The sequence below is a fragment of the Candidatus Limnocylindrus sp. genome, assembly GCF_040397235.1.
GTDB lineage: Bacteria > Chloroflexota > Limnocylindria > Limnocylindrales > Limnocylindraceae > Limnocylindrus.
The window spans coordinates 86,343-106,310 of the sequence record NZ_JBBAWH010000005.1; the positions used below are offsets into that span (position 1 = coordinate 86,343).

Below are 19,968 nucleotides of genomic sequence, written 5' to 3' on the forward strand. Positions count from 1 at the left end.
CTCCTCCTCAATAAAGCGCATGCGGGCTGATGCCCCCCGCTATGCCGTTGGCGAAGGATAGCCGATCGCTAGCGACCGACCCCGATCCAGAGGAGGGCGACCCCCGTGGCGACCGTGAGCGCAAGGATTTCGAAGATGAGCCGCGGGTCACGGCGCTCCCCTTCAGGGGTTGCCGCCCAAATCTCACGGGCATAGAAGAGGACGGCGAGACCCGCCGGACCAGCGAGCCGTGCGACGCCAACCGTGGCGAAGATGATGGATGCGACGCCGTTCAGGGCCGCAGCGCCGAGGGCGTCACGCACGATCGCCGAGGTCCGCTCCCGTCGAAGGCTCGACATGCCTGCGGCAAGGAGGGCGGCCACTGCGGCGCTCCCGATGCCAACGGCAAGGATGGCGAGCGACCCAACGGGGTCTGGACGCGCCGATGGGGTGCTGGGGAGCGTCACGATCCCTGGAACCAGGGCGGAGATGCCGATCGAGGCGGCGAATAGGACGAGAGTGAATACCGCCAGGCTTGCGACACGATCGCGGTGGAGCGAGCCGCTGCCGCTCCGGCGCAGTCGCAGCTCCCATTCGACGGCGGCACGCAGGATGCCGATCCCCGCGGCAATCGCGATCACGGCGCCGATCCCCGTGGGGACAAGGCGCACCACACCAGCAATGGCGAGGGCGATCAGGCCGCCGAGCACCACCTCAGCGCCCATCGGCAGGTCGCGTTCCTCGGCGCGGCGGACGGCGTTCACCCCGACCGCACCGAGCAGCGCGGCGGCGGCGCCAGCCAAGACGGTTCCAGGGCCGGTCGCAAAGTGGGCGACCCCGGCAGCGACAGCAACGGCGACGATCGTCTCCGCCCAGGGGCGCGAGACCTCGACCTCACCAAACTCTGCCGCCGTATCGGTGAGGGCGGCGAGGCGTGCGGCGGCGAGGGAGGGGGCGCGACGGCTGGCCGATGTCGATTGGCTCATACGGTCAGGGTAGCGCGAGCGGGGGCTCCCGCGTAGACTCCTCGTGACCGCAGAAGCCGGCGCACAGCATTGGAGGGCAGCATGCTCCACCTCTCACGACTCATCGGGCAACCCGTGCGCGACAGCAGCGCCGACACGATCGGCGTGATCGACGACTTGATCGCCGCCGTTGGTACGAGCCACCCACCAATCACGGGGCTCGTGGTCCGAACTGGGCGCCGTCGCATCTACCTCGGCTGGGACAGCGTGGAGCGTATGGATGCCGCGGGGGCCACAATTTTGGCGACGCGCGTCAACATCAGCCGCTTCCGAAGGCGCGAAGACGAGATCCTCCTTAAGGGCGACCTGCTCGACAAGCAGATTGTTGACATTGATGGCCGTAAGGTCGTGCGCGCCAATGACGTGATCCTCGACTTTGTTGAAGGGGCGATGCGCCTCGTTGCCGTTGACGTTGGCACCGCCGGACTGCTGCGCCGACTCGGCCTCCCTGACTCCTGGATCAATCGTCTTTCAGGCGAGCAGTCGCGCGTCGCCTCGTACATTGATTGGGAGGATGTTGATCCGCTCGGCTCCACCATCGCCAGCGTACGTCTGCGCGTGCCACACGCCGGCCTCTCTGAGCTGCACCCGGCCGACCTTGCCACCATTGTTGACCAGCTGACGCCGCGTGACCGCGCCGACATCTTCAACACCCTTGACGAAGAGGTTGCCGCCGAGGCGCTCGAGGAGTTGGAGCCAGAGACGCGCACCGACCTGCTCGAAGACTTGGAGCCGGAGCGTGCCGCGGACCTGTTGGAAGAGATGAGCCCCGACGAGGCGGCCGACGCCGTTGCCGAACTCTCGCCGGTCAGCCGCAAGGAGATCTTGCGCCTGATGACGAAAGAAGAGCGCGAGGATGTGCAGGAGCTCCTAGCCCACCCAGAGAAGAGCGCCGGTGGCCTGATGACGACCGAGCATGTGGCGTTGCGTCCGCAGGCAACCGTCGCAGAGGCACTCGCCGCCATTCGCCGTCACGAGCCCGACGCCGAGGTCGCCTTTGCCGTCTACATCGTGGATGGTCGTCGCCGACTGCTCGGCGAGGTAACGCTGCGCGACCTTGTGCTCGCCGCACCGAACACGTCGGTTGGTGAACTGATGGAAGATGATCCGGTCACGGTTGAGCTGCTCGCCCACTCCGATGAGGTGGCACGCGTGGTGACCCGCTACGGTCTCGTTGCCGTCCCAGTGGTCGACGCCAACCACCGCCTGATGGGGGTGATCACGGTGAGCGACGCGCTCTGGGATGTGCTCCCTGAAGAGTGGCGCCGCGAGATGCCGCGCCGCCTGCACGCCGACAGCTTCGCTGCGGGTGGCCCAATAGAACTCCCAACCCGTTCAACGACAAAGCGCGGAACAAAGGCGCAAGCGAAGCCGCGCAAGAGGGGCTCGGCGAAGCATGCTTAATTTGGGCCTTCGTGAAACGTTCCGCCGTCGCCGTGGTCCACTCGCATTCTTGGCAGTCGTTGGGCCGGGCCTGATCGCCGGCGTTGCGGGGAACGATGCTGGCGGCATCACCACCTACGCCACCCTCGGCTCTCAGACCGGGCTGCGCTTCCTCTGGATCCTGCCACTCACCGCACTGCTCCTTGCCCTGGTGCAGGAGTCGGTGGCCCGACTCGGCGTTGTCACTGGGCAGGGGCTCTCAGACCTGATTCGCGAGCGCTTCGGCGTGCGCTGGGCACTCTTCGCCATGATCGTCTTGCTCCTCGCTAACCTTGCCAACACCGTAGCGAACGTTGCCGGTGCCGCCTCCGCGCTAGCAATCTTCAACGTGCCGATCTTGCTGACCGCGCCGCTCTCGGCACTCGCGGTGTGGGTGCTCGTGGTCTACGGCAGCTATCGCAGCGTCGAGCGCATCTTCCTGTCACTCACCGCCGTCTTCTTGGCCTACATCGCCGCCGCACTCTTGGCGAATCCAAACTGGGCCGCCGTCGCCTCATCCCTCACCACGCCAAGCCTCGCCGGAGTTTCGGGGGCTGAGATGCTGCTGCTGGTGGCGGTCGTTGGTACAACGGTGACGCCGTACATGCAGTTCTACCTGCAGTCTGCTGTTGCTGAGAAGGGGATCGGCGTCGAGGAGCTTGGCGCTGCCCGCGCCGACGCCATCCTCGGCTCCATCTGGACGAACTTCATCGCCGCCTGCGTGGTGATTGCGACGGCGGTCGCACTCGGATCACTTGGGAAGCCGATCGGCTCGGCGGCGGATGCGGCGGTCGCACTCGAGCCGCTCGCCGGCGAGTTCTCGAAGATTCTCTTCGGCGCCGGCCTCTTTGGCGCGAGCCTTTTGGCAATGGCGATCATGCCGCTCACCACCGCCTTCGCCCTCTCCGAGGCGTTCGGCTTTGAATCGGGGGTCGACAAGCGCCTGCGCGAGGCGCCGATCTTCTACGGCATCTTCACCGCGATCTTGGCGATTGGCGCCATCGTGGTGATGCTCCCTGGGCTGAATCCGATCGGCGCGATCATCAGCAGCCAGTACCTGCAGGGGCTCTTCCTGCCGATCGTGCTCGCCTTCATCGTGAAGCTCTCGAGCAGCAAGTCGCTCCTCGGTGAGCACGCCTCGCCGCGCTGGTTGCGCCTGGTTGGCTGGGGCTCTGTTGCGATCCTCGCCACGCTAAATGTGGGGATCGTCTTGGTCAACATCCTCGGCCTCGCCGCCTAAGCGCCCCGTTCCGCGCTACGGCGCGACTGGTGGGCCTTCGTTGAGGTGATCTGCGACCGGCCCAAAGTAGGGGGCGAGCCACACCTTGGTGCAGCTGATCGTTGCCGCGAGTTTCGCCGCGGTTGGCGCGAATCGCATCTTGGCGCCCGCGAGCGCACACTTCTTCGCGCTGTCGGTGCCGCCCGTCATCAGGAGTGACTTCCAGCCTCCTGCAATATCAGGGCCGAGCAGAAGGGCGGGCTTCGCATAGGCAATCACATTGAAGATCGCCTCAACGTTTGCAGTCGTAATGGTGCCGCGCACCAGTGGTGGCCCCTTCTTGTACCAACGGAGATTCATCAAGGAGGCGAGTGCCGCCGCACGGAATCGGTCCGCCTCGAGGACCCGGAGTGTGATGCCTGCGACGATTCTTGGATGTCGCAGTGCGCGTGGTCCAACCTCATCATATTTACGCGATCGCCCAAATCCGGTCCACAGGTTACTCGGCACGCGGAAGGAGCAGCTCTCGTTTGTTGCCGCACTCAGCGGGATCGTAATGTCGCAAGAGCCCTCAACGAAGTATGGGCTCGTGGTGCGCACCGTCTTGTTTGTGCTTGGCTCCTTGCAGTTGGCGTAGCTCCAGCCGATCACCTTGCTGCTCGGGTAGTTGTCGGCACGGCCCGGTCGCAAGAAGAGGAGGTCGCCATACATGGCGTTTGAGGCAAGGTTCCGATCGAGGTAGCTTGATCCGCTCCCCTTGATCTTGCGCAGGGTGTCCGTGCGGCAGGCGGCGAATCTCGTCTTCTCGTTGAGTTGCACGATCGTGTCAGCGGGGGCGATGCGATCGAGCACGGCCCCCATGATGTCGGAGGTACCGAACGTCGTCAGGGTCCAATCATCAATTTCAATGCCGAGCCCCCAGGCGATGTTCTGGGCCATTAAGTCTGCCGCAACGATGCTGCGCTCCCAGGCGAGCTTCTTATCCCACGCGGTTCGCTGGCTGGTGGTCATGTTGGAGCGGGCACACTGCTGTGCCCGAACGATCATGGCGTTGATCTTGTCGGTGAAGATCTTGGAGCCGGCGCGGCAGAACGACTTCGCCAGTGCTGGCTTGAGCGGGAAGCCGTAGAGATCCCGCGGAATGCTGTACGCGGCGGTCTGACCGCTGAATGGATCGACGGTGAGGAGCATGATCACATCGGTGCGCTCAGAGCCGAGCTGATCTCGGGACACGCGCGCCACCTTGTCGTTCGCCGGGGACCAGGTCCAGTCTGTGGCGTTCACCACACCTTCGCCGCAGCGCTCCGCGGTCTTGTCGATCAGTGAGCCAGCACAACGCTTATCGCTACCCAAAAAGAGGAGCGTGTAGCGGCCGTCGGTGCCGAGGATGTTGGTCGGCGTGGCGGCAGCGGGGCTCGGTGGCGTGCTCGCCCAGATGACGGTGGCGGTGAAGATCGTCGCCAGCAGGGCGACGGCAAGGGCGTACGGGCGGGCGGTACGGATCACTACATCATCACCAGGCCACCGTCGACGCCGAGCACCTGCCCGGTGACGTACGAGGCCTCGCGCGATGCAAGGTAGACCACCGCGGCGGCGATCTCATGCGGTTCGCCGAAGCGACCGAGTGGAGTTGCGCTCTTCACGCCCTCCTTGATCGCCTCTGGAAGATCGGCGGTGAGTTCGGTGACGATGAAGCCTGGCGCCACCGCGTTGACGGTGATGCCGCGGCTGGCGACCTCGCGCGCGGTCGCCTTGGTGAGGCCGATCATGCCGGCCTTCGCCGAGCTGTAATTCGCCTGGCCGGCGTTCCCCGCCTGGCCCGAGACGCTGGTGATGTTCACGATGCGGCCACTCTTGGCGCGCAGCATCTCGCGCACGGCGGCCTTCGTCATATAGAAGGCGCCCGAAAGATTCGTGTCGATGACCTCGCGCCACTGCTCTGGCGTCATGCGCAAGATGAGGGTGTCGCGTGTGATGCCGGCGTTGTTGACGAGCAGGTCGACCTTGCCGAACAACTCCATCGCCTTGGCAACCACGGCGACCGCACTATCGGGATCGGCGGCGTCGGCCTGCATGGCAGCCACCTTGCGACCCTTGGCGGTGATCTCGGCGACCACGGCGTCGGCGGCGGCGGTGTTCCCCTTATAGGTGATCAGCACGTCGGCACCCGCATCGGCGAGGGCGATGGCGATGGCGCGGCCAATGCCGCGGGCACCTCCGGTGACGATTGCGGCGTATCCGTTCAGCTCAAACATGGAACCTCCTCAACTCAATCTGATGGGGCTAGTGTCGGGCTTAGCGGCGCTTTGCGTCTAGCAGTGGGGCGAGCGCGCTCGGCACGACTGCCGCCTTCGCTCCCCCCTCAGGGCGCTTGATCTTGATCGCCGCCGTATCAACCGCCGCGGCGCGGGCCCCGTTGGCGGGGTCGGCATCCCAGCGCGTCACGAAGGCGCCCGAGGTGTAGCCGCCACCGAAGGCAACGGTGCAGAAGACATCGCCCGGCTTCAGTCGGCCGGCGGCGACCGCTTCGGAGAGGGCGATCGGGATACTGGCGGCAGAAGTGTTCCCGTAGCGGTCGAGGTTGACGAAGATCTTCTCCATCGGGAAGTCGATCGCCTTGGAGACGTGCTCAATGATGCGCAGGTTCGCCTGATGCGGGATCACCAGATCCACCTCAGGAACGGTGAGGCCCGCGCGCTGAATCGCCGTCGTCGCAACGGCAGCCATGGTGCGCGTGGCGTACACGTAGGTCTTAGCCCCATCCATCTTGATCAGCGGATCGGCGTCGTCACCCGAGCCACCAGGAATCCAGAGTGCGAATGCCCCCGACGGATCAGCCGAGAGTTCGAAGCTCAACGTGCCCGGGCGCGTGGCGACGTTCTGGTCGTCGCGCAGGTCGAGCGCGTCGAGGACAATTGCGCCCGCACCATCACCAAAGAGCACACAGGTCGAACGATCGCTCCAATCAACAACGCGCGAGAGTGACTCCGCGCCAATGACGAGTGCACGCTGGCCGAGACCGGCGGTGAGGAAGCCGTGCGCCACGGCGTACGCGTAGGCGAAGCCGGAGCAGGCGGCAGAGAGGTCGAATGCGGCGGCGCGATGGCTGCCAATCGCCTCCTTCACCAACACGGCGGTGCTCGGCATCGGATGATCCGGGGTGAGGGTAGCGACAACGATCAGGTCAACGGAGTCGGCGGAGACACCAGCTACGGCGAGTGCGCGCGCGGCGGCAATCGCACCCATTGATGCCGTTGTCTCGTCTGCGCCCGCGATGTGTCGCTCACGAATGCCCGTGCGCGTGCTAATCCACTCGTCACTCGTCTCAACGATCTTCTCGAGATCGGCGTTGGTGAGCACCGCCTTCGGCACCTCGTGGCCCCATCCAACAATGTGGGTCGTACGATTCGGCAGCGCCGCTAAGCCAGTCTCACCACCAATGCGTGTGGCGTCGCCGTTGGTCAGCGGTCCGCTCATACTGGCTCCACCTCGATGATCGGCGTCTTCGCCTTCACCAGAAGTCCGTCTTGCGCAATGATGCGCACCACACGGCCCGCCTTGTCGCTCTTGATCTCGTTGAAGAGCTTCATCGCCTCGATGAGGCCGATCGGCTGGCCAACTGCCACGATCGATCCGACACTGATCAACGGCGCGGCGCCCGGCGACGACGCGGCGTAGAAGATGCCGGTGAGTGGTGCGTTCACCACCGAGCCGCTCGGTGCGGCTGCGCTCGCTGGCGCAGCGGGCGCTGGCTTTGTGCCCGTTGGTAGCGGCACGGGCGCGGCGCTGGCAAGGCTCTCGGGTGTGCCGGCTGGGGCCGATACGACGTGGATCCCCTGCACCGCGCTACGACTACGCACCACCACCCGGGTGCTGCCCGCAGAGAGTTCGACCTCGGCGAGGCCACTCCCGTCGGCGACCACAGCCAGGCGGTCGATGATCTCAATGAGGGCGGCGTCATCGGAAGTCAGCGGCAGGTTGGCCGGCAGGCGTGCGCCGCTGCGGCTCTCCCCCTTCCGAGGTCGCGGCGGCATGTTCGGCACTGGGGCAGCCGCGGCTGGCAGGGCACTCTCGATGAGTCGTGATGGGTCTCGTGGCGCCAGTCGCTCAATGGCTGGAGTCGACGGCGGAGTCACGTTGCTCGCTGGGGCCACCTCTGGTGCGTCGCCGCGCGCGCGGCGTGCCACATCGCGCGCCGCCTCGAGGGCGCGTCGTGCGCTCTTCTGCAGACGAACGCGCCGCTTCTCGGGCATCAGCGACCCTCCCACTTCGCAAAGAGGAGTGCCGAATTCTGTCCGCCGAAACCGAATGCATTCACGAGCGCCAGGTTGATCTGCTGCGCAGCAGGCTCGCCAGTGACGATGTTCAGTCCAACCGTGGCCGGATCTGGCGCGGTGAGATTGAGCGTTGGATGCACGCGACCGTCGCGCATGGCGCAGATCGTCGCGATGGAGCCGAGGCCGCCGGCGGCGCCGAGCGTGTGGCCGATTGCGCCCTTGGTGGCCGTGACACTGGCGCGTGATCCTTCGCCGAGGATCGTACGGATCGCTTCGAGCTCCGCCTTGTCGCCCTCGGGTGTCGAGGTGGCGTGCGCGTTGATGTGATCGATCTCTGCACCGGTGCGTCCCGCCTTAGCGAGTGCGCGTCGTGCGGCACGAACGGCACCAGAGCCGCCAGGTGCCGGCAGGGTGATGTGCAGCGCGTCGGCGGTGGCGCCGTAGCCAACCAGTTCGGCGAGCGGCGTTGCGCCGCGGGCCAGTGCCAGGTCGAGTCGCTCCAGCAGCAGAATGCCTGCACCTTCGGCCATCACAAAGCCATCGCGCCCGCTATCGAATGGTCGCGATGCGGCGGCGGGGTTGCCGCCGGTGGATGATGCGCCGCTGCGCGAGAGGGCGCGCATGTTGTTGAAGCCGGCGATGACCAAGGGGTGCAGCGCCGCCTCAGTGCCGCCGGCGAGCGCCACGGTGGCATCGCCGCGGCGAATCATCTCGTACGCCTCACCAATGGCGTGACCGGCGGTGGCACAGGCGCTCACCGCGCCGAACGATGGACCCTGCGCGCCAACGTGAATGGCGACCTCGCCAGAGGCCATGTTGCCGATCGCGGCGGGCACGAAGAAGGGCGAGATGCGACTTGCGCCGCGCTCCGCGAAGAGGGCTGCCTGCTCGAAGAGTGTGGTGGCGCCGCCCAAGCCCGAGCCGATGATCGTGGCGACCCCTTCGGACGATTCGCCAGGGGTGAAGCGTGGCGGCAGCCCAGCCGAGGCGAGCGCCTCAGCGGCGGCGGCGATGGCGAAGTGCGTGAAGCGATCGAGGCGCTTGATCTGCTTCGGCTCGAGCACATCTGAAGGGTCAAAGTCGATCGCCTGCCCGCCGAAGTCAACCTCTTGGCCGGTCAGGTTCAAGCCCTGCAGCGCGCGAACGCCGGAGCGTCCGGCGAGGAGGCCCTCCCAGAGTGCGGCGACGCCACGGCCTAGCGGTGAGACCGCCCCCATCCCCGTAACGACGACGCGCCGCTCGTTGCTCATCGCACCAGCTTCCCGGAGCGCAGCGTTGCCGCGCGGTAGGTGTCGCCGGTGAGTGCGCGCGCGCTGATCGCGTCGGCAACCCTCTCGGTGTCGTAGCTGGCACGGTAAATCTCGGCGTTGATGGTCTTCGCCTCGGGGTCAATGTCGATCACGGTAAAGGCGGCGGTGGCGTCGCCGTCGTACGGCAGTCCAACGGAGCCCGCGTCAACGAGCACCTTCCAGCCGTAGTCCTTCACGCGCGCGGTGTGGGTGAAGCCCACGCAGACGACACGTGAGTCGGTCTGACCGAGCAGCTCCAACGTGGTCGAAGGGTCAAGGTCGGCGCTCAACGGAATGGTGCGCGAGCCGGGCGAGGCGTGGCAGAAGGTCACGGCGATCTCGCCATAGCGAATGCGTCGCTCACTCGGCAACGAACGGAGCCACTCAATGCGATCGTCATCGAGCGCATCCGACGCCCACTCCACGGCAGCCTTCAGTCCAGGTGGCAGGCCACCGGCGAGGCTCGGGAACGAGGCGGCGTAGTCGAGGTCGGCCACGGCGATGTCGCCGGTGCCCGCGGTCACCAGGGCGCCCTTCCTCTGCAGCTGCTGAATCAGGTCGATCGTTTCAGAGGGCTGTGGCCCGAAGAGGGCGTGATCGCCGAGGATCGCCACCTGGTCGGGCTTGAGGGCCGGGAGTCGCGCGACGACCGCCTCGAGTGCGGCGAGGTTGCCGTGAATGTCTGAGAGAACGACGACGCGCTTCATATCTTTCCCTTCGCTATTCGGCTGGTCCGGCCGGGCGCGGAAGCGCCGACTCGGGTGGAATCACAAACGTAATCGTGACGGTACAGGCGGCGGCGCCATCAACGCTCGCAATGCCTTTGGCGGTGCCCATGCGTGAGCCGAGCTTCTGCATCTGAATCTCTAGGCGCAACGTCTCGCCCGGAACGACCATGCGGGTGAAGCGGCACTCCTCGATCTTGGCGAAGACGCCGAGGCGGTTGCCGAACCCTTCGGTGCGGGCAACGTAGACGCCCATCGCCTGGGCGAGCGCCTCGACTTGCAGCACGCCAGGCATGATCGGCATGCCGGGGAAGTGGCCAGGGGTCCAGAAGGCGTCGGGGCGCACATCCAACTCTGCAATCAGCGTTTGCGTTGCACGGTCTTCCGACACGATGCGGTCGAGCAGCAAGAACGGAGCGCGATGCGGGATCAGCGCCTCAATGCCGGCCTGGTCGAGCAGTGGGGCGGTCATGCGCGGGCCTTTGGCGCGGCGGCCAGAATGTCAGTGGTGCCAATGGCGTCGAGCATGCCGGTGGTGGCAGTGCCGTTCAAGAACGATGGTGTCTCAAGGAGCCCAAGGAAGAAGTCGCGCGTCGTCGCCACGCCGCCAATCTCTACCTCCCGCAGTGCCGCGCGCGAGCGCGCGATCGCCTCCTCGCGCGTGTTCCCCCACACGATCAACTTGGCGAGTAGGCTGTCGTAATACGGCGGCACCTCATAGCCGGCATACAGATGTGAGTCGAAGCGCACCCATGGGCCGCTCGGTGAGCGGAAGGTCGTGATCTCACCCGCCTGCGGACGGAACTCGTGCACTGGATCTTCGGCGGTGAGGCGGAACTCAATGGCGTGCCCGCGGCGCTCCACCTCGGCCTGCGTCATCGGCATCAGCTCGCCAGCGGCGAGTCGAATCTGTAGCGCGACCAGATCAACACCCGTGACCATCTCGGTAACCGGATGCTCGACCTGAATGCGGCAGTTGATCTCGATGAAGTACGGCTTCCCGTCGGGGCCAACCAAGAATTCCAGAGTGCCAAGGTTGCGATAGCCGGCGGCACCGATCGCCTTGGCTGCGCGTGTCAAGAACTCTTCACGCACCTTTGGTGTCAGCGCCGTTGATGGTGACTCTTCGACCAGCTTCTGGTGGCGTCGCTGCACCGAGCAGTCGCGCTCACCGAAGTGCAGTGTGGTGCCGTTCTTGTCGACGGCAACCTGCACCTCAACGTGATGCGTGTCGATCAGATACTTCTCGAGATAGAGCGAGCCGTCGCCGAACGCCGCCTGCGCCTCTTGGGTGCAGAGCGAGAAGAGCTGCGCGATCTCGTCGGCACTTTGGGCGACGCGCATTCCGCGACCGCCGCCGCCCGCCGATGCTTTCAAGATGACGGGGTAGCCGATCTTCGCTGCGGCCTTCGCTGCGGCCACTTCGTCGGCAACGACGCCGTCGGATCCAGGAATCGTTGGCAGGCCGTGCTTGGCGAGCAGTGCGCGCACCTCGGCCTTGCTCTCAAAGCGCTCCAACACCTCGGCAGAGGGGCCGATGAAGGTGAGCCCGTGCGCGGCGGCCGCCTCGGCAAAGGAGGCGTTCTCGGAGAGGAAGCCGTAGCCCGGGTGAATGGCATCGCAGCCGGTCGCGAGCGCTGCCGAGATCACCGCAGGCGCCGAGAGGTAGCTGCACTTGGCGTCGGCGGGGCCGATGCAGATCGCCTCGTCGGCAACGAGCACGGCGCGCGACTCACGATCGGCCTCGCTATAGGCAACGACCGCCTCGATGCCGAGCTGGCGGCAGGCGCGCAAGATTCGCAGCGCAATCTCGCCGCGGTTGGCAATCAGCACGCGCTTGATCACGCCTTCACCTCACCGACCGACTCAAGCAGGAAGAGCTCCTGGCCGTACTCCACTGGGTCGCCGGTGGCGCAGCGCAGCTTGGCGACGATGCCAGCGTGGTCGGCGCGCACCTCAACGGCGACGCCGAGCACATCAACCGTGGCCACGAGGGAACCCTTGGCGACCTTGCCGCCCACATGAATATCGGGAGCGAGCTTCACAAAGCCAACGGCGGTAGAGCGCACCGGGTGGCGGCGCTCATCGCCGGCGGTTGGCGTAGCGGCACTAGTGGCGGGCACTCCCCCGCGCGATGCGACCGGAGCCGGAGCCGATGGAACGTGCGCGCCAAGATCTTCGGCGCGCACGCGCACCGTTGCGCCGTCGCGCTCAATCTCAATCTCGCCGAGACCGGTCTCATGCAGTCGCTCAACGAGCACGGGAACCAGGGAGTCGAGCAGATCGCCGAGTCGTTCGGTGTCGTGTGCCATCAGCTACGCCCCCGCACTATTGCGCTCGATCTCATCGAGCCACTCGTCGTTGATGCCAGCCGGCACCTTGTCGCGATCCATGCCGAAGATGGAACGAATCGTGCCGACGAGACCCTTCTTCGTTGGGGCCGCCTCATCGAATGCGCCGTAGGCGCGATAGCGTGCATAGCGCGCGTTGAGCAGCGCGTCGAGATCGCTCATTGATTCCAACTCATCGAACGTCTCTGAGACGAGCTCCCACATCGCACGCGCCAGGGTGACGGTGGATTCCGCGGAGAGCGTCTCTGGCTCGGCGATGATGCCGTCGACGACGCCGAGGGCGACCTGCTCTGGCGCGGTGATGCGCAGGGCGCGCGCCGCGGCGGGGGCCTTCTCGGAGGTGCGGAACAAGATTGCCGCGCACCCTTCGGGGCTGATCACCGAGTAGTAGGCGTGCTCAAAGGCGTACACGCGATCAGCGGCGGCAATGGCGAGTGCGCCGCCCGAACCACCCTCACCGGTGACCACGGTCACAATCGGCGTGCGCAGTTCGGTCATCTTGCTGATGGCGGCGGCGATCGCCTCGGCGATGCCGTGCTGTTCCGACTCAGGGCCCGGGTGCGCACCAGGGGTGTCGACCAGGGTGAGCAGCGGCAGGTGCAGTCGTTCGGCTAGTTCAAAAGCGCGCATCGCCTTGCGGTACCCCTCAGGGTGCGGCATGCCAAATCCGCGGCGTATGTTGCTCTCGGTGTCGGTTCCCTTCTGGGTGCCGACCACCACAATGCGTCGCCCATCGATACGCGCAATGCCCGCAATGATCGCGCCGTCATCACCGGCACGGCGGTCGCCACGCAGCTCTACGAATTCGGCACTGAGCGCCTCAAGCAGTTCGGCGGTACGCGGTCGGTTCACGTCGCGCGCGCGCTGCACGTGGCTCCACGCCTCCGCCTCGTCGAGGTGTGGCCCGAGTTCTGGCGCCAAGTGTCGGTCGCGCTGATTTTCGAGAATCTGGTCAGCGCGATTCGCCACCTTCGAAGCGGCGTCGGCAACAGGTGACAACACGGAGCCGATCATCGCGCCAGCGCCCTGCGCCACGCCGGTGACCATGCCGCCGATGAGACCAACACCGGGAATGCCGATCTGTCGATAGAGCGGTACCGCTGGTGCAGGAAGTGGCTGCAGGAGTCCGAGTGCGCGCGTGAGCCAGCCGCGCAGGTTGCCGCGCGGCACGATCGCATCAATGAAGCCGGTCTCGAGCAAGAACTCGCTGCGCTGGAAGCCAACGGGGAGTTCATCGCCAATGGTGCCAGCGGAGACGCGCGCGCCACTGAAACCGATGAGTGCATTCGGTTCGGCAACGTTGAGGTCGCCGAGTGCGCCGAACGAGGCGATGGTGCCGCCGGTAGTTGGATCGGTCAACACGCTAATGAAGGTGCCGCCGCTCGCCTTCAGGCGCGCGATGGCGGCGAGCGTCTTCGGGAGCTGCATCAGGGCGTAGGTCCCCTCTTGCATCCGGGCGCCGCCCGATGCCGAGACGATCACGAGTGGGAGGCGGCGGGCGGTGGCGAGTTCGGCGGCGCGGGCAACCTTCTCGCCTACGACCGAGCCCATCGAGCCACCCATGAAGAAGAAGTCCATGGCGACGAGGGAGACCTCAATGCCGCCAATGAGGGCGGTGCCGCGAATGGCGGCGTCACGCTCGCCGGTGGCGGCGCGGGCGGCGGCGGCACGCTCGGGATACCCCTTGGAGTCGGTAAAGACGATCGGGTCGAGCGAGATCAGGCTGGCGTCAGCCTCAACGAAGCTCCCCTCGTCGACCAGCTGCGCAATGCGCTCGCGGGCGGGCACACGGAAGTGATGGCCGCATGCCGCGCAGACTTGGAGGCTCTTCTCCAAGGTCTTCTTGAAGAGGAGCTCTGAGCACCCGGGGCACCGGACCCACAAATCGGGCTCGGCTCCGGGAGTCGCCTTGCGGCGTTTAAACGGGTTCCGAAAGCTGGGCATTAACCCTCCCCTTAGAGGGAGATGGTACCCGCTATGGGATGGCGATCCGCACGACCTTGGTCACTTCGCCCGCCAAAATGGCACGCTCCGTGCCGTTTACGCTCAGAATCAGCGCCCCCGAGGCCCCGTCGTGCCCAACGACGATCCCCGTGAGGATCTCCCCCGCCGCCACCTCAAGGTCCACCGAGCAGCCCTCGAGCAGCTGCCGAGAGCGCCAGTCGGCGACATCGAACCGCCCATCGGCGAGGGCGCCTAGGCGCCCCTCGAGCCGCGCTACCGCATCGGTAAAGAGTGCCTCACGATCGATTGGCCGGCCCGTCGCAATCTCCAAACTCGTCGCTGTTGCGCTCAGAGCCGGATCGAGTCGCGCCACATCGCCGCGCACATTTAGGCCAAGACCAACGACCAACCAGGCGTCGTCACTGCCGGCATCACCCGCCTCGGCCAACACGCCGCCCACCTTGCGGAAGCTCTGTGTCACGCCGCCTTCGATATTGCGAGCGACTAAATCATTCGGCCACTTCAGGCCAATGGTGCCGATCTGCATCCCTGCCGCATCTTCTATTGCATCGGCAACCGCGAGCGAGAGCTCGGCGGCAACGCGCCACCAACGTTCAGCATCAAGCGGCAGTGGCGAACCAGTGCCTGCACGCATCGCGAGGCTCATCAAGAGACCAGTGCCAGGCGCGTCAAGCCAGGTGCGTCCGCGACGGCCGCGACCGGCGCTCTGCGTTTCGGCGCGAATCAGCAGCGGCGTATCGGCGGCAACGAGGCCGGCCACAAGTCGCTCGCGTGCAACGTCGTTGGTCGAGGAGACCTCGGTGAGTCGCTCAACCGCGATCTGCGTCAGGGCAACTACTCCGCGTCGACTGCGTCGGGCGTTGCCAGGTCGAACGTGTCGTGCAGCGCCTGCAGCGCGCGTGGCGCGTCAGACTCGCTAACGATGCAGGTGATGCGAATCTCGGATGTCGAGATCATCTGAATGTTGATCTTGGCATCGGCGAGTGTGCCGAACATGCGCGCGGCGTAGCCTGGCGCATTCTGAATGCCCGCACCAACGATGGAGACCTTCGCCACGTTCTCATCGATCTCGAGTGCGCGCGCGCCGATCTCGGCGCGAATCTTCTCGAGTACCGGACGTGCAGCGGCAAGGTCGGCACGCGAAGTGGTAAACGAGAGGTCGGTGGTGCCGTCGTGCGAAACGTTCTGCACGATCATGTCGACGTTGATGTTCCCCGCCGAGAGCGGCTCAAACACCGCGCGCGCGATACCGGGCTTGTCGGGCACGGCAACCATGGTCACCTTCGCCACCTTCGTATCGGCCGCAAGGCCGCGAACCTTATTGCGCTTCTCCACCTGCGTATCCTCCTTGATTACTGTCCCTGGCTGCTCCTCAAATGAACTGAGCACCTCAATGGCTACGTTATTGACCCAGCCGAGCTCCACGGCACGCGTCTGCATGACCTGGGCCCCCTGGTTGGCGAGCTCGAGCATCTCCTCGTACCCGACCACCGAGAGCTGCCGGGCGGCGGGCACGGCGCGGGGGTCGGCGGTGTACACCCCCCGAACGTCGGTAAAGATCTGGCAGCGATCGGCCCCCAGGGCAGCCGCCAGGGCGACCGCCGAGGTGTCGGAGCCGCCACGGCCAAGGGTGGTGGTCTCGGACCCCTCGCTGACCCCCTGGAAGCCCGCCACGATCACCACTCGGCCAGCGTCGAGCTCGGCCCGCACGCGCTTAGGCTCAATGCCCGCGATGCGCCCCTTGCCGTAGGTGCCATCGGCCCTGATGCCGGCTTGGGCGCCGCTCAGTGAGATGGCGTCGGTACCGCGCGCAATGAGGGCCATGGCCAAGAGTGCTGCCGACTGAATCTCGCCAGTGGCGAGCAGTGCATCTTGTTCGCGCGCGTTCGGCGGAGCACCGCCCGTTACGGACGATGCCAACGCCAACAAGTCATCGGTGGTGTCGCCCATCGCTGAAACGACCGCCACCACATCGCGGCCGGCGGAGCGATCGCGTGCGATGCGCGCAACGACGGCGGCGATGCGCTCAACGGAGCCGACCGAACTCCCGCCGTACTTCTGAACGAGCAGCTTTGAAGAGACGCTCACTTCACTCCGACCGAACGAAGGATGCGTACCCCCTCTTGGTCGACCTCAATCTGTTCGGCATGGCCACCCACACCCGTTGCCACCGCTGCGGCATTGAGCGCCGCAACCACCGCGGCGATGCCGTCATCACCGCGCTCGTCATCGACGATCGCCAACACCGAAGAGCCGGAGCCTGCCAGGCAGGCGCTCGTGGCACCAGCGTCGAGTGCGGCGGCGAAGAGCTTCGGCAGCGCCGCGTACCTCTTGATCCGATACGGCTGGTGGATGCGATCGTCGGAGAGGATGGCAAATCCAGAGACTTCGCCCGCCTCGAGTGCGGTAATACCCAGGGCGAGTCGCGAGGCGTTGTGTACCGCATCTTTGATTGGCACCGCCTTCGGCAGCGCGGCGCGCATGTCGCTCGTCTCAAAGCGCACGTCGGGGATCAGCACCACCGGAATCGCATCGTGCGGCACATGGATGATGCGCGCGGTGAGTGTGCCGTTTGCGCGACCACTCGCCACACAGCCGCCAAAGATGGCGGCGGCAACGTTGTCGGGGTGCCCCTCGATCTCGTCGGCAGCTGCAAAGAGACGATCGGTGAGCGGATCGCTAAACGACTCGAAGCAGGCGCCACTCGCCCCCGAAGCGCCGGCAGCCGTGCCGGCAAGCGCAGCACCAGCGAAGAGGCCGCCAACAATAGCTGCGGCCGACGAGCCCAAGCCGCGCGAGAGGGGAATGTTGTTGACCGCCGTGACGGCAAGGTCGAGCGCGTCGGCGCCGGTCACGCCGGCAATCGAGAGCCCGCGATAGATGGCATCGAGCGCCATGTTGGTGCGGTCCGGCGCCAGCTCTTCGGCACCCTCGCCCGAGGCGCCGTAGGTCACAATGCCTTTGCCTGAAGCGGAGACGCCGGTGACCTGCACGGTGAGTTCGTTGGTCATCTCGAGGGCGAGGCCGAGCACGTCGTAGCCGGCGCCAAGGTTCGCCACGGTGGCGGGCACCGCAACGGTGACCGATCGGCCGACCAGGTCTGCTGCCTTCATGACGCCTCCTCCGCTACCAACCGAGCGCACGGCGAACGCCGGCGACCGTTGCATCTGACTGCCGAATCTCGCCGATAAGGCGCGACGCGGTGTCGGGGTCCTTCAGGCCGAAGCCCGTCATCACCGCAACAATGCGCTGCGACCCATCAATCGAGCCGTCAGCGATGGCGTTGCGCAAACCGGCAATTGGCGCGGCGCAGGCTGGCTCTACGAAGATGCCAGCCAAGCGAATGATGTCGGCCTGCGCGCGCAAGATCTCGTCGTCGGTGACGGCGCGAATGAAGCCGCCCGACTCGTCACGTGCCGCAATCGCCAGGTCCCACGATGCGGGCTTGCCGATGCGAATCGCCGTGGCGATCGTCTCCGGATTCGAAATCGGCGCACCCGAAACGAACGGCGCAGCACCAGCGGCCTGGAAGCCCGCCATGCGTGGTCGTCGCTTGGTGCTGCCAATGCGCACCGCGTCAGTGAAGCCGCGCCAGTAGGCGCTGATGTTCCCCGCGTTCCCCACGGGGAGCGCCAACACGTCGGGGGCGTCACCAAGGTCGGCAATGATCTCGTGCGCCGCCGTGGCTTGACCCGCGATGCGGTGCGGATTGATCGAGTTCACGATCTCGATACCGCCACCACCGGCGCCGAGCTCGCGCACGATCTCGAGCGCATCGTCGAAGTTGCCATCGATCGAGATGACCTTCGCCCCTGCGGCAAAGGCCTGCAGCAACTTCCCTGCGGCGATCTTGCCCGCAGGCAAGAGCACGATCGCCTCGAGCCCCGCGGCGGCGGCGTAGGCGGCGGCCGATGCCGAGGTGTTGCCGGTGCTGGCGCAAACCACGGCGCGCGCGCCCGACTCTGCCGCCTTCGCAACCGCCATGACCATGCCGCGATCCTTGAATGAGCCGGTTGGGTTCGCCCCCTCAACCTTGAGCCACAGGTCCGATGCACCAATGTCGGCACCGAGGCGCGGCACGCGAACTAGAGGTGTGGCGCCTTCGCCAAGCGTCAGGATCGGTGTGGCAGCGGTAACGGGGAGCAGGTCGCGGAAGCGCTCCAGCAGGATCGGTCGTGCGCCAAACGAGCCGCTCATCGCCACACCCAGCTCGGCAACTCAGGCAGGACCGGCCCCCGCCAGATCCCCCAGTCTTCGCTGGTCATGCCGCCGAAGTAGTTGATGAAGTGCAACCCCTCGCTCTTCCAAGCGGTAGCGAGCTCACGACGCTGCGCCTCGCTCAAACCGCGCACGGCGAGCACGGTGCGGCCAGACTGGCGCGCCCCCTCGTACACGATCAAGTCAGCCGCCTGGTCGGTGCTCAAATGGCGCAGCAGATTCATGAAGCGACTAAAGGCACCTGGACGCGCCAGGGTGGCAACGCTCGGCCCCGCCACGTCGAGCAGCAGCACATCGCGCACACCAGTGAGTTCAGCACACGCGCGACCGCGCTCTGCAACGGCGTCGGTATTCGCAACAGCGAGCAGCCAACCGGTCGGATAGGTAATGCGCAGCGGCCCGTTCACTTCGCACCGCGCTTTGCAGCCTTGATCCATGCCGGCGCTGGCGCCGCGATCGCCGCAGGCAGATCACCCCACGACGAACCCTCACCGCGCGCAATCGCCAACAGGTCGTTCAACACGCCAGAAGCGGTCGAGCCTGGGCCAGCACCTGCGCCCGCCATGGTGAGATCGCCAATCAGATCACCCGAGATCACAATCAGGTTTCCCCCACCAACGGTGGTACCGAGTCGCGAGTCGGCGGGCACTTCGGTCACGCGCACCGACAAAGAATCCTTAGAGGAATCGTCGCCACCGTTCTGCCACTCCGCGATCATGCGCAGTCGCGCGCCGCGCGACGCTGCGTCGGCAATCGCCGCAGGGGTGACGCCCGTAATGCCAGGGGCATCGTCAAATTGCACATGCGAAAGTGCGGGCCAGGCGCCCGCGGCGAGTCGCGCCAAAACTACCAACTTGGCGGCGGCGTCTTCGCCCTCGACATCGCTCTTCGGGTTCGCCTCGGCGTAGCCGACCTTCTGTGCCTCGGCGAGCGCCTGGTCGTACGACCAGCCCTCGCTCTCCATCTTGGTAAGGATGTAGTTGGTGGTGCCATTGATGATGCCGCGAATCGAGGTGATCTCATTCGCCGACATGTCACCAGCCAAGACACCAATCACCGGCACTCCCGCGGCAACCGCAGACTCAAAGCGCAGTGCCGTGTCGGTTGATCGCGCCAACGACTCAAGTCGTGCACCAAAGGTTGCCAGCAGCAGCTTGTTCGCCGTGACGACGGGTCGACCGGCCTTCAGCGCCGCCTCAACGATCGGCATGGCAGGGTCGAGCCCACCCATCAGCTCGACGACAACGTCAACATCGTCGGAGGCGGCAAGTGCCGCAGGGTCGGTGGTTAGTGGTGCAATGCGATCGAGTCCAGCGGCCTGCGCCTTGGCCAGGTCGCGCACCGCGATCCCCGCGATGCCGATCCCCCACTCCTCAGCTCGGCTCGCTAGCCCGCGCGCAACCGCCGCCCCGACCGTGCCCCCGCCAAGGAGTCCGATCGTGAGGCGCTCGCCCTGCCAGCCCGTCTGCTCTGCCATGGGGTAAGGGTAGCGGAGGGG

19 protein-coding genes are annotated in these 19,968 nt (G+C 66.0%); 2 read left to right on the forward strand and 17 right to left on the reverse strand.

From position 1 onward, the window contains the following. Positions 1-68 precede the first annotated feature (68 nt). On the reverse strand, positions 69-965 hold the full coding sequence (locus AC3LB0_RS05285; protein WP_488650120.1) for a hypothetical protein: 897 nt from the start codon (positions 963-965) through the stop codon (positions 69-71). Between the two features lie 81 nt (positions 966-1,046). On the opposite strand from AC3LB0_RS05285, the gene AC3LB0_RS05290 reads away from it, so the two are divergent. Together AC3LB0_RS05290 and AC3LB0_RS05295 are read left to right on the forward strand one after the other, a co-directional pair. Beyond that, the gene (locus AC3LB0_RS05290; RefSeq protein WP_488650121.1) at positions 1,047-2,408 is read left to right on the forward strand and encodes a magnesium transporter; all 1,362 of its coding nucleotides are present in this window, start codon (positions 1,047-1,049) and stop codon (positions 2,406-2,408) included. Then, positions 2,401-3,666, forward strand: coding sequence for an Nramp family divalent metal transporter (locus AC3LB0_RS05295; protein ID WP_488650122.1), 1,266 nt, complete (start codon positions 2,401-2,403; stop codon positions 3,664-3,666). The genes AC3LB0_RS05290 and AC3LB0_RS05295 overlap by 8 nt, the downstream gene beginning before the upstream one ends. Positions 3,667-3,681: 15 nt before the next feature. On the opposite strand, the gene AC3LB0_RS05300 is transcribed toward AC3LB0_RS05295, so the two are convergent. The 16 genes from AC3LB0_RS05300 to AC3LB0_RS05375 are packed head-to-tail and all read right to left on the reverse strand — an operon-like array spanning position 3,682 to position 19,947. Further along, entirely contained in the window at positions 3,682-5,151 is a 1,470-nt protein-coding gene (locus AC3LB0_RS05300; RefSeq protein ID WP_488650123.1) for a hypothetical protein, read from the reverse strand. Next, positions 5,151-5,900, reverse strand: a complete 750-nt coding sequence (gene fabG, locus AC3LB0_RS05305) for a 3-oxoacyl-[acyl-carrier-protein] reductase (RefSeq protein WP_488650124.1) — start codon at positions 5,898-5,900, stop codon at positions 5,151-5,153. Before fabG ends, AC3LB0_RS05300 begins: the two co-directional genes overlap by 1 nt. Before the next feature lie 40 nt (positions 5,901-5,940). Next, positions 5,941-7,122, reverse strand: coding sequence for a beta-ketoacyl-ACP synthase III (locus tag AC3LB0_RS05310; RefSeq protein WP_488650125.1), 1,182 nt, complete (start codon positions 7,120-7,122; stop codon positions 5,941-5,943). After that, complete coding sequence (locus tag AC3LB0_RS05315) at positions 7,119-7,898, reverse strand: acetyl-CoA carboxylase biotin carboxyl carrier protein (RefSeq protein WP_488650126.1); 780 nt, start codon at positions 7,896-7,898, stop codon at positions 7,119-7,121. Before AC3LB0_RS05315 ends, AC3LB0_RS05310 begins: the two co-directional genes overlap by 4 nt. Further along, positions 7,898-9,172 (reverse strand): beta-ketoacyl-[acyl-carrier-protein] synthase family protein, encoded by a 1,275-nt coding sequence (locus tag AC3LB0_RS05320; protein WP_488650127.1) that lies wholly within the window; start codon positions 9,170-9,172, stop codon positions 7,898-7,900. The genes AC3LB0_RS05315 and AC3LB0_RS05320 overlap by 1 nt, the downstream gene beginning before the upstream one ends. Continuing rightward, entirely contained in the window at positions 9,169-9,918 is a 750-nt protein-coding gene (locus AC3LB0_RS05325) for a metallophosphoesterase family protein (RefSeq protein WP_488650128.1), read from the reverse strand. Before AC3LB0_RS05325 ends, AC3LB0_RS05320 begins: the two co-directional genes overlap by 4 nt. Before the next feature lie 13 nt (positions 9,919-9,931). Further along, positions 9,932-10,408: a 3-hydroxyacyl-ACP dehydratase FabZ gene (gene fabZ / locus AC3LB0_RS05330; protein WP_488650129.1), complete on the reverse strand. Its 477-nt coding sequence runs from the start codon at positions 10,406-10,408 to the stop codon at positions 9,932-9,934. Then, a complete protein-coding gene (locus AC3LB0_RS05335) occupies positions 10,405-11,781 on the reverse strand; it encodes an acetyl-CoA carboxylase biotin carboxylase subunit (RefSeq protein WP_488650130.1) in 1,377 nt (458 codons plus the stop codon). Before AC3LB0_RS05335 ends, fabZ begins: the two co-directional genes overlap by 4 nt. After that, complete coding sequence (locus AC3LB0_RS05340) at positions 11,778-12,248, reverse strand: acetyl-CoA carboxylase biotin carboxyl carrier protein (protein ID WP_488650131.1); 471 nt, start codon at positions 12,246-12,248, stop codon at positions 11,778-11,780. Before AC3LB0_RS05340 ends, AC3LB0_RS05335 begins: the two co-directional genes overlap by 4 nt. A 3-nt stretch (positions 12,249-12,251) precedes the next feature. Then, on the reverse strand, positions 12,252-14,231 hold the full coding sequence (gene accD, locus AC3LB0_RS05345; RefSeq protein ID WP_488650132.1) for an acetyl-CoA carboxylase, carboxyltransferase subunit beta: 1,980 nt from the start codon (positions 14,229-14,231) through the stop codon (positions 12,252-12,254). Positions 14,232-14,262: 31 nt separating this feature from the next. Next, positions 14,263-15,081, reverse strand: coding sequence for a biotin--[acetyl-CoA-carboxylase] ligase (locus tag AC3LB0_RS05350; protein WP_488650139.1), 819 nt, complete (start codon positions 15,079-15,081; stop codon positions 14,263-14,265). A 5-nt stretch (positions 15,082-15,086) separates the two neighbouring features. Beyond that, positions 15,087-16,340 carry an aspartate kinase gene (locus AC3LB0_RS05355; RefSeq protein ID WP_488650133.1) on the reverse strand — a complete coding sequence of 418 codons (1,254 nt, stop codon included), beginning with the start codon at positions 16,338-16,340 and terminating at the stop codon, positions 15,087-15,089. Further along, positions 16,337-17,365 carry a homoserine kinase gene (gene thrB, locus AC3LB0_RS05360; protein ID WP_488650134.1) on the reverse strand — a complete coding sequence of 343 codons (1,029 nt, stop codon included), beginning with the start codon at positions 17,363-17,365 and terminating at the stop codon, positions 16,337-16,339. The genes AC3LB0_RS05355 and thrB overlap by 4 nt, the downstream gene beginning before the upstream one ends. Positions 17,366-17,378: 13 nt before the next feature. Continuing rightward, positions 17,379-18,449 (reverse strand): threonine synthase, encoded by a 1,071-nt coding sequence (thrC, locus tag AC3LB0_RS05365; RefSeq protein ID WP_488650135.1) that lies wholly within the window; start codon positions 18,447-18,449, stop codon positions 17,379-17,381. Further along, positions 18,446-18,877 (reverse strand): hypothetical protein, encoded by a 432-nt coding sequence (locus AC3LB0_RS05370; RefSeq protein ID WP_488650136.1) that lies wholly within the window; start codon positions 18,875-18,877, stop codon positions 18,446-18,448. The genes thrC and AC3LB0_RS05370 overlap by 4 nt, the downstream gene beginning before the upstream one ends. Then, positions 18,874-19,947, reverse strand: a complete 1,074-nt coding sequence (locus AC3LB0_RS05375) for a homoserine dehydrogenase (protein ID WP_488650137.1) — start codon at positions 19,945-19,947, stop codon at positions 18,874-18,876. Before AC3LB0_RS05375 ends, AC3LB0_RS05370 begins: the two co-directional genes overlap by 4 nt. Positions 19,948-19,968 lie beyond the last annotated feature (21 nt).

Excerpts from the sequence above, each read along its gene's own strand:
- AC3LB0_RS05285 (WP_488650120.1), bottom strand. The coding sequence starts at position 965 with ATGAGCCAATCGACATCGGCCAGCCGTCGCGCCCCCTCCCTCGCCGCC.
- AC3LB0_RS05290 (WP_488650121.1), top strand. The coding sequence starts at position 1,047 with ATGCTCCACCTCTCACGACTCATCGGGCAACCCGTGCGCGACAGCAGC.
- AC3LB0_RS05295 (WP_488650122.1), top strand. The coding sequence starts at position 2,401 with ATGCTTAATTTGGGCCTTCGTGAAACGTTCCGCCGTCGCCGTGGTCCA.
- fabG (WP_488650124.1), bottom strand. The coding sequence starts at position 5,900 with ATGTTTGAGCTGAACGGATACGCCGCAATCGTCACCGGAGGTGCCCGC.
- AC3LB0_RS05310 (WP_488650125.1), bottom strand. The coding sequence starts at position 7,122 with ATGAGCGGACCGCTGACCAACGGCGACGCCACACGCATTGGTGGTGAG.
- AC3LB0_RS05315 (WP_488650126.1), bottom strand. The coding sequence starts at position 7,898 with ATGCCCGAGAAGCGGCGCGTTCGTCTGCAGAAGAGCGCACGACGCGCC.
- AC3LB0_RS05320 (WP_488650127.1), bottom strand. The coding sequence starts at position 9,172 with ATGAGCAACGAGCGGCGCGTCGTCGTTACGGGGATGGGGGCGGTCTCA.
- AC3LB0_RS05325 (WP_488650128.1), bottom strand. The coding sequence starts at position 9,918 with ATGAAGCGCGTCGTCGTTCTCTCAGACATTCACGGCAACCTCGCCGCA.
- fabZ (WP_488650129.1), bottom strand. The coding sequence starts at position 10,408 with ATGACCGCCCCACTGCTCGACCAGGCCGGCATTGAGGCGCTGATCCCG.
- AC3LB0_RS05340 (WP_488650131.1), bottom strand. The coding sequence starts at position 12,248 with ATGGCACACGACACCGAACGACTCGGCGATCTGCTCGACTCCCTGGTT.
- accD (WP_488650132.1), bottom strand. The coding sequence starts at position 14,231 with ATGCCCAGCTTTCGGAACCCGTTTAAACGCCGCAAGGCGACTCCCGGA.
- thrB (WP_488650134.1), bottom strand. The coding sequence starts at position 17,365 with ATGAAGGCAGCAGACCTGGTCGGCCGATCGGTCACCGTTGCGGTGCCC.
- thrC (WP_488650135.1), bottom strand. The coding sequence starts at position 18,449 with ATGAGCGGCTCGTTTGGCGCACGACCGATCCTGCTGGAGCGCTTCCGC.
- AC3LB0_RS05375 (WP_488650137.1), bottom strand. The coding sequence starts at position 19,947 with ATGGCAGAGCAGACGGGCTGGCAGGGCGAGCGCCTCACGATCGGACTC.